At 44.6% G+C, this 13,711-nt stretch carries 14 protein-coding genes; 4 read left to right on the top strand and 10 right to left on the bottom strand.

The window, feature by feature from the left end; all coding sequences use genetic code 11:
• Positions 1-14: 14 nt before the first annotated feature.
• The 3 genes from FIU99_RS11265 (at position 15) to FIU99_RS11255 (ending at position 2,833) form a co-directional block, all read left to right on the top strand.
• Positions 15-422 (top strand): DUF2850 domain-containing protein, encoded by a 408-nt coding sequence (locus tag FIU99_RS11265; protein ID WP_006962943.1) that lies wholly within the window; start codon positions 15-17, stop codon positions 420-422.
• 148 nt (positions 423-570) lie between these two features.
• Complete coding sequence (locus FIU99_RS11260; protein WP_006962942.1) at positions 571-1,014, top strand: YcgN family cysteine cluster protein; 444 nt, start codon at positions 571-573, stop codon at positions 1,012-1,014.
• A 157-nt stretch (positions 1,015-1,171) separates the two neighbouring features.
• On the top strand, positions 1,172-2,833 hold the full coding sequence (locus FIU99_RS11255; RefSeq protein ID WP_006962941.1) for a mechanosensitive ion channel family protein: 1,662 nt from the start codon (positions 1,172-1,174) through the stop codon (positions 2,831-2,833).
• A gap of 35 nt (positions 2,834-2,868) precedes the next feature.
• Here FIU99_RS11255 and FIU99_RS11250 read toward each other — a convergent pair whose 3' ends face one another.
• The 10 genes from FIU99_RS11250 to gap all read right to left on the bottom strand — a co-directional run bounded on the left by FIU99_RS11250 (position 2,869) and on the right by gap (position 12,918).
• Entirely contained in the window at positions 2,869-3,153 is a 285-nt protein-coding gene (locus FIU99_RS11250) for a putative quinol monooxygenase (protein WP_039952567.1), read from the bottom strand.
• Positions 3,154-3,190: 37 nt separating this feature from the next.
• Positions 3,191-3,586: a VOC family protein gene (locus tag FIU99_RS11245; RefSeq protein WP_006962939.1), complete on the bottom strand. Its 396-nt coding sequence runs from the start codon at positions 3,584-3,586 to the stop codon at positions 3,191-3,193.
• Positions 3,587-3,670: 84 nt separating this feature from the next.
• Entirely contained in the window at positions 3,671-3,976 is a 306-nt protein-coding gene (locus tag FIU99_RS11240) for a ribbon-helix-helix domain-containing protein (protein WP_006962938.1), read from the bottom strand.
• 126 nt (positions 3,977-4,102) lie between these two features.
• On the bottom strand, positions 4,103-5,680 hold the full coding sequence (locus tag FIU99_RS11235) for an alkaline phosphatase (RefSeq protein WP_006962937.1): 1,578 nt from the start codon (positions 5,678-5,680) through the stop codon (positions 4,103-4,105).
• Positions 5,681-6,094: 414 nt separating this feature from the next.
• Positions 6,095-6,451 (bottom strand): hypothetical protein, encoded by a 357-nt coding sequence (locus tag FIU99_RS11230; protein WP_006962936.1) that lies wholly within the window; start codon positions 6,449-6,451, stop codon positions 6,095-6,097.
• A 201-nt stretch (positions 6,452-6,652) separates the two neighbouring features.
• The gene (locus tag FIU99_RS11225) at positions 6,653-7,579 is read right to left on the bottom strand and encodes a ChaN family lipoprotein (protein WP_006962935.1); all 927 of its coding nucleotides are present in this window, start codon (positions 7,577-7,579) and stop codon (positions 6,653-6,655) included.
• An 83-nt stretch (positions 7,580-7,662) separates the two neighbouring features.
• Complete coding sequence (rlmA, locus tag FIU99_RS11220; RefSeq protein WP_006962934.1) at positions 7,663-8,487, bottom strand: 23S rRNA (guanine(745)-N(1))-methyltransferase; 825 nt, start codon at positions 8,485-8,487, stop codon at positions 7,663-7,665.
• Between the two features lie 120 nt (positions 8,488-8,607).
• Complete coding sequence (locus FIU99_RS11215; RefSeq protein WP_006962933.1) at positions 8,608-10,644, bottom strand: methyl-accepting chemotaxis protein; 2,037 nt, start codon at positions 10,642-10,644, stop codon at positions 8,608-8,610.
• Positions 10,645-10,882: 238 nt separating this feature from the next.
• Positions 10,883-11,767, bottom strand: a complete 885-nt coding sequence (locus tag FIU99_RS11210) for a D-hexose-6-phosphate mutarotase (protein ID WP_006962932.1) — start codon at positions 11,765-11,767, stop codon at positions 10,883-10,885.
• A gap of 155 nt (positions 11,768-11,922) precedes the next feature.
• The gene (gene gap, locus FIU99_RS11205; protein WP_006962931.1) at positions 11,923-12,918 is read right to left on the bottom strand and encodes a type I glyceraldehyde-3-phosphate dehydrogenase; all 996 of its coding nucleotides are present in this window, start codon (positions 12,916-12,918) and stop codon (positions 11,923-11,925) included.
• A 336-nt stretch (positions 12,919-13,254) separates the two neighbouring features.
• On the opposite strand from gap, the gene msrB reads away from it, so the two are divergent.
• Positions 13,255-13,674 (top strand): peptide-methionine (R)-S-oxide reductase MsrB, encoded by a 420-nt coding sequence (gene msrB, locus FIU99_RS11200; protein WP_006962930.1) that lies wholly within the window; start codon positions 13,255-13,257, stop codon positions 13,672-13,674.
• Positions 13,675-13,711 lie beyond the last annotated feature (37 nt).

Below are 13,711 nucleotides of genomic sequence, written 5' to 3'. Positions count from 1 at the left end.
GAGTGTCGAGTCATATGAGCGATAAAAGCTTTTGGACAAAACATTCCAGCAAGGTCGCGACTGTCCTTGGCATAGCTGGCGCAGTTATGGTTGGTGTTGGCATCTATTTCGTTATTGATTACGAACACCAACAGGCTCGCCAGGAATTACTTGGTGTGTGGGAAGAGTCGAATGTGGCGACCTATGCCGCCAATACGCTGCATGTGGCGGAAGAAGGGATCTATTGGAACGAAGACTTAATCAGTACACACTTTGCGTTTGATGGTGAAACGTTAGAGTTTAATCTAGGCAGCAGTGAGCAACGTTATCACCTCGATCGATTAAGGGGGACCTTGGTGCATCTCAATGGCAATTACAAAGCAAAATACCTCAAACAATCACCAAAGACTTACGCGCTTGGTCATCGTGCCAGGGGCCGTTGAACTCGCTAACCTGTTGCTTATCTGAGAGAGTTTCAGAAAGCCTCTTAAATGCTGCCTTTGCTTCTCTGTTCCGTACAAAAATTGCCCTTGAACTTTGCGCGTCTAAACGGTATAAAACGCTCCCCTTGTCCGATACCGAAGTAATGTTATGAGCCAGCCATTTTGGGAAAGCAAATCACTAGAACAAATGACCGAGCAGGAGTGGGAAGCTCTCTGTGATGGTTGTGGTAAGTGCTGCCTGCATAAGCTCATGGATGAAGACACGGACGAAATCTACTACACCAACGTGGCGTGCAGTTGGTTAAATAGCAAAACCTGCTCGTGCAAAGACTACCCAAACCGATTCACATCAGGTGAAGAATGTACCAAGCTAACCCGCGACGATATTGATGACTTCACTTGGTTGCCGCACACCTGTGCTTACCGCTTATTAGCAGAAAATCAGCCGATTCCTGAATGGCACCCTCTGATTACAGGTTCTAAGTCTGCGATGCATGCGGCAGGAGAAAGTGTACGCAATAAAGTAGTGTATGAGATTGATGTGGTGGACTGGGAGGATCATATCCTTAACCATCCTGATCGAGCACAATAGATTCCATACAAGAACAGCCGCTAATTGCGGCTGTTTTTGTATTTGCCAATCGCTAACACGGCAAAGACTCGCCAATACGTTTTGTTGATATACACTGTTTAGTAATCATTGTTTAAACAAAAGCTTGCACAAGAAGAGTGCCGCTTTCGAGGTGTATATGAACCACAACTTTGGATTCACCAATCGATCTTTTATCTGTCTGTTCATTGTTATGTTGATGGCGTGGATGCTGAGCTTTCAGGCATTGGCGCAAACTCCTACAGTATCAAGGGCTGAAGCGGCGATCACCAAGATAAACGCTGACCTTAAAGAACTGACGGTGACACTTGAAAGTGCGATTGGTGATGAAAGAGACGCGCTGCAACTGAAACTGTTTCAAAAAAATGAGGAACTAAGATCGATTCTGGCCACTGCCATTGAACAAAATAAGCTGCCTAAAGAGGCGTTGATTGAGCAGGTCGCAACTCAGCAAGCTTATTCTCAAGGAGCATCCGAGTATCTTGAAGGTAAGATAAAGTCACTCAGCGAAAAACTCAATGAAGCGAAAGACGAACAGCGTCTGACGATGCTCAATGATTATCAGGAGCTACAACATTATCTTGATACAGTGGTTGAGTCGAGCTGGCAGAATATCCAGTGGCTCAAGCAACTGGGTGTCGATGAGACTCTAGAAGAAAAGCAATTTAAAAGTTTTATCACCAAGCGATTGCGTCTGGTCTCTGCGTCGGTGGAGTACTTTAGCCAGCAGATTGATGTGGTAGATAAGCAGCTTTCCATTAGCCCAGAGTCAGAAAAATCCAGCCTTCAACTCAGTCGCTTGGTGATTCAACAAAGGCTCAATATTGCTGGTGATAGCCTGAGCTCTCTAGTCTCCATTGCCGATCAATTATCAGTTAAGACCGCCGAATACAAACGTCTGATGTTTGAAGTTACAGGTAGCGTGACGCAGGATTTGTTGGACTGGCAGGTCGCACTTTCTGTTGTAACGCATTGGTCGGACAATTTCTGGAGTTGGATTGCCAACAATGCCCCGCAGCACTTGTTCCAGCTGTTCGTTTTTATTCTGATTCTACTGGTCACTAAGATTCTTGCTAAGTTGGCGAGGAAAGTTGTCAGTAAAACGGTGGTTTCAAAAAACCTCAAAATGTCACAGCTGATGCAAGACTTCTTTATCGCCATGTCAGGCAATGCGGTATGGATTATTGGTATTCTGATCGGGCTGTCTCAAATAGGGCTTAACCTTACTCCTGTATTAACGGGTTTTGGTATTGCAGGGGTAATTGTCGGCTTTGCGCTTCAGGATACGCTTTCCAACTTCGCAGCAGGTATGATGCTGCTCATCTATCGTCCGTTCGATGTCGGGGATTTTGTCTTTGCTGGTGGCGTTGATGGCAAGGTGAGTCACATGAGCTTAGTTAACACCACCATCAAGACATTCGACAACCAAATCATTATTGTACCGAATGGCAAAATCTGGGGTGATGTAATTAAGAATGTTACCCATGAACGAGTGCGTCGCGTTGATATGGTGTTTGGCATCGGTTATAGCGATGACATTCTTAAAGCGGAGAAAGTGCTAAAGGATATTGTCGACTCTCATCCGGCGGTATTACGCAATCCAGAACCTAATATTCGTGTGCATATACTGAATACGTCTTCGGTCGATTTCATCGTTCGTCCTTGGGTGAAAACCGATGATTACTGGGATGTGTACTGGTATGTCACACGTGAAGTGAAACTGAGATTTGATCAAGAAGGCATATCGATTCCTTTCCCTCAGCAAGATGTGCACTTACATATGGTAAAACAGGGTGATTAAATAAGAATAAGAGCGCCAATGGCGCTCTTTTGCGTTTATAACTGATCGTAAAAGGTGATAGTCGGTTCCTGCTCTAGCAAACCTTCCAAACTGTCTAAAAGGTAGAGAAAGTGCGCCTGTTGGCAATGTTCATCAAAAGCCTGCTTGTCAGTGAACTGCTCTTGAAACATAAATATTGCCGAGTTGCTGCTGTCCTTTAATAAGTCATAGCGTAAGCATCCTGGCTCATTTCGGGTAGGTTCTAGCATGGCGATTAATAAGGACTGCAGTACGCTTTCTTGGCCAGCTTTTGCGTGAAAAGTCGCGGTTAAATTTATCATTATGTTTACTCTGTAATTATTGATTTTTCGTTGTTGTTTATTGGTATCTTCCCTGACGTTGTAGGAATTCGATTTTGTATCCATCGGGATCGGTAATGAAAAAGAAAGTTGCGAGATCAGTACCTTGATGCTGCATGGTTTTCGTTTCAGAGGGAGCTAATCCTAGCGTGGCGAGTTTGTGATGTGTCTGATGAATGTCATCGACACAGACTGCAATATGCCCGTAGCCGTTTCCGTGACTATACGGTTCTTTCGTATCGTGATTGTGGGTCAACTCTAACTCAAAACCGGTTTCGCGATTGGCTAGGTAGGTAAGGGTAAAGCCGTCAAAAACGAATTGGTCTTTCATCTCAAGCTCAAGTGCTGTGCGATAAAACTCAATCGAAGCGGTAAGGTCTTGTACTCTCACCATAGTGTGAATTAGCTTTGCCATTATCTTCCCCTTGCTCTGTTGGTGAGAAGAATAAGGGGAAATGTTTAGCGTAAGGTAGTACCGGAGTACGACAGCGAAAAGATTTTAACTATTCACGATGAGCTGCTGTTTGACGGCTTCCATAACATCATCGGGTTGGCGAAGATAGATGAGGCACGCACAGCGAAGTAGGGAGGTGAAGTTTTTGATTTCCCCATTGTATTTCAATGCTTCAGCGTAAATCGCGCTGATAAAGCGGGGCAGTGTCATTGATTGTTGCTGCGCGATTTCCTCTAAGATCTGCCAGAAGCTTGCTTCGAGCTTAATGCTGGTCGCGTGGCCATCAATTCGGATCGAGCGGGCAATAATCTGATAGTTTTCTTGAGGTTGATTAGAAAAGATTTCACACATAATACGATGCTGAATAATGATAAACCGCTATTTCTAACCTGCCATTCAGTACGAGTCAACAGAAAACGATGTCACTAAAAAACGCCCCGAAAGGCGTTTTTATCTTGCTGAAGTCTCAAGGTTTGCTCATTTAACTTGCGTCTTGATGTATTCACCCAGCTCTGAGTGATGCATGATTTTAGACACAGGAATAATGGCCTCTGCTGGCCCCCAGGCAAACACGTTTACCGGTGTATGTGTGTGCGTACCCGTGCCCCAAACAATGTTTTGGCCAGTTGCCTGCTCACGTGCAAGCAGGTTACCGCGATCGTTATATGGGAAGAAGGCATCGAAGTCGTTAATTGCCGGAACTTCTTCAACAGACAAGTACTTATGCCCTGCCAAACGATATGGGTTAGGTTTGCTGGCAAGGACATTCGCAGCTTGACCTGAAGTGATTGGGAAATCGGTATTCTTGTTCACCATTTCAGCAAACTTAGCGGCAGTTTGCTGATTTTTATCCAGCTTTTGGAACTCACTCACGATGCCATAATAGCTCTTCTTCTGGTTGTATAGACCATCTAAGATCTGAAATGCACCAAAGTTAAAGTTAGGGGCGTAGCTACGCTCGGCAAAAGCTTCGCCATCACGTTGCTCAGGTTTTGGCAGATCCTGAGAGGAATAGCTGAAGCCAAAGGATCCCGTTTCATGGTCAGCAGTGACGATGACAATGGTATCTTCACGGCCTTGCGCCCATTGATAAACGGTATTGACGGCTTCATCAAATTTGATCATCTCATGCAGCATGGTGCCGGCATCATTACTGTGTCCAGCCCAGTCAATTTGGCCGCCTTCAACCATGAGGAAGAAGCCGTCTTCGTCCTTCGAAAGGATATCCAGCGCTTTATCTGTCATTTCTTTAAGGCTTGGTTGGGTGCGCTCTGGATCATTTTTACTCACGCTATAAGCAATGCCGTCGTTCATACCAGAGTAGGAGAACAGACCAAGCAGCTTATCGCCTTGCGCTTTTGCCATCATGTCACGGTTAAAGGCCAGTGAGTAACCGTCTTGCTGCGCTTCAGTGAGCAGGTTACGGTCATCTTTGCGCTTAGACTTAAGGTAAACATCGCCCTGGGTCAGCGTTTTCAGCTGGTTGTATGTCTCACCTTTGTCGTTGGTCGACTTTGGAATCCAGTGACGAAGACCGCCGGATAGCATGACATCTGCTCCCGTTTCCAACATGTCAGATGCAATGTCATTCTCTAGAGATCGGTGAGGTTGGTGCGCGGCAAATGAGGCTGGGGTAGCATGAGTGAGGCGAGTATCAGAAACCAACCCGGTTGCTTTGCCCATGCTTTTAGCTTTTTCTAAAACAGTCTGAACATGGTTACCTTGAGAGTCGATACCAATGACCTCGGAGCCTGTATAAATACCCGTTGAAAGCATGGTTGCCGAACATGCTGAGTCAACCACAATCGCATCTTCGGGGTGGGTCAGTGAGGAACCGATAACCCCTTCCTGAGCGAGTTTAAACAGTGCCGTCGGTTGACCTTGGTAAATGGAATTCGGGGCTTGATTGGCATAAGTTTCTAGCAGGCCAACCTGCTGTGGGCCCATCCCATCACCAATCATCAGGATAACGTTTTTAATTTCTGCAGAAAGTGCATTAAAAGAGAGCGCAGAAGTCGCGACTGCCGCGACAAGAGGTTTTGTTAAGTGCTTCATCGAATTGTCCTTATTTGTAAAAGCGTCCTGATTAAATCACTGTTACATTTCACATTTGTGTCATCAATGAATTAATTTATAAAATCGATTGCATGGTGATTTTTGTGTTGATTAACACGAAATAAAGTTCAATTAAGTGAGTCTTTTGATATTAAAAGTAGCGGTAACATCGAGAGGTGAGCAGCAGTGGTTTGTTAGGGGAGGTCGGGCAAGTAAAACTGGAAGAACTGTATTTTTCTTCGCAATAGAAAGATGGCGGGCTTAGCGCACAGTGAAAAAGCCGTTGTCAGTTGAGCGTAACCGAAATGAAATGTGCCACAAATTATGGAGCTACAGCTAGGCGCGGAGTGGTGACACTGTTTAACTTAGCGTCAATTAAGCTTGATGAAGAAAAAACAGATGGTCGGAATAACTCTATATCAGAGCTAGAAGTATTCCGCCCACTGTTGCCGCTGCGGAAAGATATTGCCCCGCAGAATAAGCACCATCATCTTCTTCTTTGATTTCGTCAGGTTTATCAATACCTAACGCACCATGTGTGAAGGACTCTACTTTATCGCCGACGGTTTTATCCGCCTTCTCTGCGGCTTTCGCTTCCTTATCAATTTCCTGCAAAGCGGCAAGCAACGCCTTTCCTTCATCAGAAAGCGTGACTTTATTTTGCTCCACTTTAAGCGGAGCCGGGCCATTATTTGGCTCACTTTGATTCGCTTGAGGCTTGACCTGCTGGGCTGGTGTCAGCTTAGCTGGCTCCATTCCTACTGGTGTCATAGCGATCTCCTTACATCATCCTCATGGAATATATCGACCAATGAGCGAAAAACTTGTGCAAAATATGTCGATTTTGTATGAAATAGAATCAAGCACAAAGCATGCCTGATTTATCCATTACATATCAAAAACTGCTATTTATTGAATTTACATGATGTTAGTTCAATGGATCTTATCAAAGTGAGCAAAATGGATGCCGGGTTAGAGGCAAGATAAATCCTCGTTTCTTTTCGTTAGGCTGTGGTATGCCTTCATTCGATTCTCCATTTGCACATATCGCGCTGGAGGAGCGAGTACCTCTAGTTGGTAGTCGTCGCTTTCAGAGATAACGTCACCTGTCGGCGTAATCACAACAACACGTAAATCTGGATTTCTAGAGAGAATCGATGCTTTGGTCCCTAATCCGTCTTCAATATGAAACTTGCCGGCGATATGAACGATCTGTTTGGAAGGGTTCTGCTCCAGATAGTGAGTCATACTTTCTGCCATGGTTTCATCCCAAGCCACCTGAGCGGCAAACTGTTTTTCTGTCTGTTCAGGTTTGCCATGGTGCATCGAAGCCATGAATTTATCTTTGTATGGGCTCGATGTGACATTCACTTTCTCGGCCACATTCGCGCGTTGCTCAGGGGGAAGTTTATCGAGGTAACCAACCCCTTGCCGCCCAATGCAGCGAACGATGGGTTTCGGCGCATTCGCCGCGATAACATCGAGCTGATTGGCTTTTGCCAGTTCAACTAGCGCGCGATAGTCACTTTCATAGTTTGGCCAAGCGCTGGCGTTTTTAATCAGCGTTTGCTCCCCAATTTCACCAGATAGGTACTGATTGACGATATCTTGGCTGTCACGTGAGAATTGCTCCATAGAGACAGCCACATTATGGCCTTGTGAAATAAGCGCTTTGACTAAGTCGGTTTGAAAGCGATGAACTCCGGAATGGGTATGCCATTCACCCACCAAAATAATGTCAGCTTTTTGAATGTCTTCGGGAAGACTGGTTAGCGAAACGGTTGTAGCGTGTGGGGTGAAGAGTTGATAGTCGTAGAAACTGGTTATTTCTTGATGAGGAGCAGTGGAACAAGCTGACAAAGTCAGACATGCCAAAGATATAGTGAGAAGCTTACGCATGAAATGCCTCCAAAATATGATGCGAGCATACTAATGGAGGCAGGAAGATAACTCAATCTAAATGAGAATTATTATCTAGTAAATTAATCAGGCTGTTTGCGATAGATACGAATCATAAAGTCTGCCTCGCATTCAAATAACTTAGCTGATTTCAGACGATCGCGCAGCTCTTCACTAGCTTTCCATGCAAAAGGTGTCATTTGGAGCAAATCATGTGCATCGCCACCTTGCAATGGCATTGTGTAAGTGAGTTTGAGTGTTTCTTCAAGACTAAATCCATCAATGATTTCTGCTTCTTCGCTATGCAATCTGACATCCTGATAGATACGTTCTCTAAGTTGGTAGAGGTGACGACCCGCAGGCGTGACTGTGATGACGACACCATTGCCATTCACGACTCGTGCTAACTCTTCTGCTTTACAAGGTGCATAGATACGTAGCACGGCGTCAAGGCTGTTGTCTGAAAAAGGCAGGCGAGTACTCGACGCTACGCTAAATGAACAGTTGGTATAACGTTTAGACGCGTAGCGAATAGCCACTTTAGATATATCGAGACCATAAGTTACTGCTTGTGAGTGCTGTATTGAAAGCTGCGTCGCGACTTCTGTGGTGTAGTAACCCTCACCACAGCCAATATCAAGTAACTGGTGCTGAGTGCCTTCAAGGTATTTAGCACAGATCTCAGCCACTTTCTCTTTCATCGGGCGATAGTAGTCTTTCTCTAAAAAGCGACGACGGGCCTGCATCATCTCTTTGTTATCACCCGGATCTTTAGAACGCTTATGCTGAACTGGCATCAAGTTGACGTAGCCTTCTTTGGCTAAGTCAAAAGCATGGTTGTTCTCACAGCGATAGGTGCGCTCAGTGAGTGACAGGCTTTGATGACATAAAGGGCAGGTATAAGACATAACGATCTCAGGATGACAAAATGAGCGCGAATTCTAACAGGAACCGTGTTTTCAGACTAGCATGGGAAGGGCGGCATAGAGGTAAAAAAGGGCAGAAAAAGTCCTGCCCGTTTTTTCGTATTAGTGGAAGAAGTCGACTTGTTGTTTCAACGAACCGGCTTGAGTTTGCAGCTCTTCAGCACTTTGAGTGGTCTTAGCGCTGGTTGCTCGGCTTTCTCGGTTCAATTCACTGATCGAATTTGCATTGGACGCAATCTCCTGTGATACATTCGCTTGCTCTTCAGAAGTCGCCGCTATCGTATCAGCCTGAGTGGCAATAGATTGCACTTGTGACGCAATGGCCTCTAGTGCTGAGCCTGCCTCTTGGGCTTTATCCAATACCTGATTCGCGTTACTTTGGCTCTGAGTCATCAGATTCACGGCGTTACCTGTAGACGTTTTTAGCTTCTCGATGATAGATACGACATCCTGAACAGACGTCTGTGTGCGATGCGCTAAGGTACGGACTTCATCAGCTACAACAGCAAAACCACGGCCTTGTTCTCCTGCACGTGCTGCTTCAATTGCAGCATTCAGAGCAAGCAGATTGGTTTGTTCGGCAATTTCGTCAATCATCTTTGTGACAGTCTGGATAGCTTCACTGTCTTTGTTTACCTGTTCAATGGCTTGCGCGGAATTATCTAGCTGATCATTCAACTGCGCGACATCAATACAAACTCCTTCAACTTTTTCTAGCCCCGACTGGCTATCTTCGTTGGTGAGACGGACGTTTTCAGCAATTGCTTCTACTTGCTCGGCTACTGATTGTGCGGAAGAGGCCATTTCTTCAATAGCAGTTGCGACTTGCTCAACCTGTTGCTGCTGTAGGTCTGATTGGCTGAGATTCTGGTTGGCATCCTGCGAGACACTACGCGACGCTTCCTGAACTGCGTCACTCGTAGAGCGAATCTCGCTGACCAGGGAGTTCAGTTGTCCTGCCATATTGGCGACGCCGTTATTCAGGTTAATGATTTCATTCTTAGATGCTTTGCCTGTCGCTGGTATATCTAAACTTACTTCACCTTTTGCTAGGCGAGACATATACCCGTTCAGTACCGTTAGTGGTTTGAGGTTACGGTTCAGGAAAATAGTCAAAATGATGAAGGTGGCAATCGCCACTACCGTAGCAATCGTAATGATCAGCTTGAGCAAGGTGTCACTGCCTTTGGTGACTTCTTTGATGAACGTCCCCCCAAGCAGCTTCCAGTCCCAACCAGGTACTTCTGTGTAGACTAGATATTTCTCTCCAACCGTACCCTGATACTCGTATGGGTAACGGATCAGACCACTTTTCTGTTCGAAAATCTGATGAAAAGGTTTATTGCCATTGTAGTCGGCGACATCGATGATGGGTGGAGCGTTTTCATCATGAATTGGGTGCAATAGGTAGCGACCCAAATTGTCCTCACGGTTATCTACCACAATGCTATATCCCGTATCGCCCCATTTTATTGAACGTAATGATTCAAAAAGATCTTGGGTCGCTTGTTCGACTGGTAGCCCGATGAAGGTGATGCCACTCACGTTGCCCTGATAGTCTTTGAGGGGGGCGTAATAGGTAATATAGTTTTCGCCAAAAAGCTTAACTTGAGCGTAGTAAGGTTGGCCGCTCATTAGCTTGTTATAACCCGGATGGTTTTTGCCTAATGTTGTACCAACCACGCGAGTACCTGATGGGTTTTTGAGTGAAGTTGAAACACGAATAAAGTCGCCATCTAACGGAGCAAATAGCGTGGCTACTGCCCCTGTATCACGGGTAAAACTATCAACCAGTTTTTCATCATTGATCAGGCTCTCACCATATTGAGTCACATTTAGAACCTGTTTACCATTGAAGTCGACGGTGTAGTCTTCAACATAGACGCCTGCCAGATAACCGTTTCTAAAGGTGGATTCCAAAACTTTTGCGGTATGAAGGTAAGCGTTAAATTGGCCGGCAATGGTCATTGCCATTGCTTCGACCTCTGATTGGTGGCCTTTAAGTGTGGTATCAAGGAGCACTTTAGAGGCATTACGGTAAACGAGGGTAGCGGTCCCTACAAAAGAGACCAACAAGCAAAGCAGTATCACCAACTTTAATTGAAAGCCAACACTTTGGTTTTTGAATTTCTCGAACATTTTTTAATTATCCTGTCTTTAGAGACGTGTCTTATCGCTGAAAAATAGAGCTCTTATTGTAAATTAAGAATAATAATAACGACTTATCCATTTGCTAAAATTGATTCCTATTAATTATTCAAACAATAAGCAAGTCAAAAAATGTGTTTGTACAGCGGGTGTAGAGTAAAAGACCTGAGCGGGCATAGAATAATTTCGGGAGGGAGGTACTGCAGGCTAATAGCCTGCAGAAAAAGAGTTATTGAGCGGAAATAGAGGTGATAAGTTGATGTGACTCACCAGGTTGAAGTGTTTTTCCTAGTTCAATGCTTGGTGCGTGAAGAGTAGATTCGACACACATCATTGTTAAATACCCGTCATTCGTCATATCTGACATAGATTCAGCACCTTGTGCCCATGGGTTCCATAATACAGCCGAGTTGTGGCCTTGGTTCTCCACGCTTAGTGTGCGATCCAACACTGGATCTTTCACTAAAATTTGCGCTTCTGGTTGAGTGTAAACACGGTCGATAGTATCAGTAAGTTGAAGAACCTTGTCACCTTGGCAGATTTCACCTGCTTTTAGGCTATCGATGTACTCAGAGCCCATCCCAGTAGTTTGTGCTTGTTTGATGTTGCCTACGTTAAGATACGTGTGCAATGCCCCTGAAAATGCCCAAGGTGTCGTATCAGTATTGGTGACGTCGAGCGTCACTTTAAGCTCGTTGCTGACTTCTATTATTAAACGCGCATCAAATTTATGTGGCCAGATTGATAGCGTTTGCTCTGAAGGTTTCAGTTCGAGCTCAATCACAACTCCTTGTTCATTTTCACGATGTTGTAGCAGTGACCACTCACTGGTACGAGCAAAGCCATGTGCAGGCGCAGCAATGCGGCCAAACCAAGGCCAGCAAATTGGAATGCCACCACGAAGCGCTGCCTTACCATCAAAAATGGCGCTGTCGCTCATCCAAATCAGATCTTCTTGGCCTGCTGGTGTGAACGATACGACATGGCCACCGTGTAGCGCGATGCCTGCCGTTGCTTTTTCATGAATAACGCGGACGACTTTAACCTGATCAACTTCAACGATAGTGACGTTGTCAGATAACACGGTTAGGGCTGGGAGAGTTTTTAAATCCATGTGTAGTTTCCTATCGCTGGGGAGAGCTTTTCGACATACTTCGCACATTATTTGCAATGTCGAGTTTGTATAACCTCAAAGTCCAGATACAAAAAAGGCGACTCTAGAGCCGCCTTTTCTTTAACGAAGTTATTCGCTAATTGCTAACTATCTAATTACTTAGAGATGTGAGCGATTAGGTCTAGAACTTTGTTTGAGTAACCGATTTCGTTGTCGTACCAAGATACAACTTTAACGAAGTTGTCAGTTAGAGCGATACCAGCTTTAGCATCGAATACTGAAGTTTGAACTTCGCCGATGAAGTCTTGAGAAACAACTTGGTCTTCAGTGTAACCTAGAACACCTTTAAGCTCGCCTTCAGAAGCTTCTTTCATAGCTGCACAGATAGCTTCGTAAGATGCGCCTTCTTTTAGGTTAACAGTTAGGTCAACTACAGAAACGTTAGCAGTTGGTACGCGGAAAGCCATACCAGTTAGTTTGCCGTTTAGTTCTGGAAGAACAACGCCTACAGCTTTAGCAGCACCAGTTGAAGATGGGATGATGTTCTGAGAAGCACCACGACCACCGCGCCAGTCTTTAGCAGAAGGACCATCTACAGTTTTTTGAGTTGCTGTAGTAGCGTGAACTGTAGTCATAAGGCCAGATTCGATACCGAACTTGTCGTTAAGAACTTTAGCGATAGGCGCTAGACAGTTAGTTGTACAAGAAGCGTTAGAAACGATGTCTTGACCAGCGTAAGTGCTGTCGTTAACACCCATTACGAACATTGGAGTTGCGTCTTTTGAAGGACCAGTTAGAACAACTTTCTTAGCACCAGCAGTGATGTGCTGACGTGCAGTTTCGTCAGTTAGGAAGATACCAGTTGCTTCAGCTACAACGTCAACACCGATTTCGTCCCACTTAAGGTCAGTTGGGTTACGCTCAGCAGTAACACGTACAGTCTTACCGTTAACGATTAGGTTACCACCTTCAACTTCAACAGTACCGTTGAAACGGCCGTGAGTTGAATCGTACTTAAGCATGTATGCCATGTACTCTACATCGATCAGGTCGTTGATACCTACAACTTCGATGTCGCTACGCTCTTGTGCTGCACGGAATACGAAACGACCGATACGGCCAAAACCGTTAATACCTACTTTGATAGTCATTATAGTTGCTCCACAACTTAATTTCTGATTAAAGATAACTGGTAGTAAAATTACAGAATCCAGTCAAAATCTGCAACAGATAATCGGACTTAACTTGTTTAAAGTCAAAAAAAAGCGTCGCTTTTTTTCACAATCAGTCGTAATTGACTATCTTTTGAACGGATTATAGGTTTCTTGTCTAACCAGTTGACGTAAAATAGATCAAACGCTTTCACTTTTGATCAAAGTTTAAGCGTCCTTTTATGGATTCAAAGTATGTGCTACAAACAATAAATTGCGCAAGTTTTTGAGAAAAAAAGTCACAGTAATAGTGATTAATTCGGAGAAAAAGACAAAGTGGAACAGGATAATAAAAAAGTCATCAAACCAAATGAATACTGGCGTGAAAAGCTTTCTGAAGAAGAATATCGAGTATGTCGAGAGCAGGGAACAGAAGCACCGTTCACAGGTAAGTTACTGCACAACAAGGAAACTGGGGTATATTCTTGTACTTGCTGTCAGGCCCCTCTATTTCAATCAGATAACAAGTATGATTCCGGTTGTGGTTGGCCAAGTTTTGATGCCCCTATTAATGATCAGGCTATTCGTTATTTGGAAGATCTAAGTCACGGAATGGTGAGAACAGAGATTAGATGTGCAGCTTGTGATAGCCACTTAGGTCACGTTTTTCCAGATGGGCCAAAGACAACAGGCGAAAGATTCTGTGTAAATTCTGTGTCGTTAATTTTCAACAATTCAATAAAAAGCGGTGATTAATTCACCGCTCATTGTTTAATCCTTTCAACTTGTCGAC

The organism is Vibrio sp. THAF64 (assembly GCF_009363455.1).
Taxonomy (GTDB): Bacteria; Pseudomonadota; Gammaproteobacteria; order Enterobacterales; family Vibrionaceae; genus Vibrio; species Vibrio coralliilyticus.
This window is presented reverse-complemented; position numbering and strand designations above follow the sequence as displayed.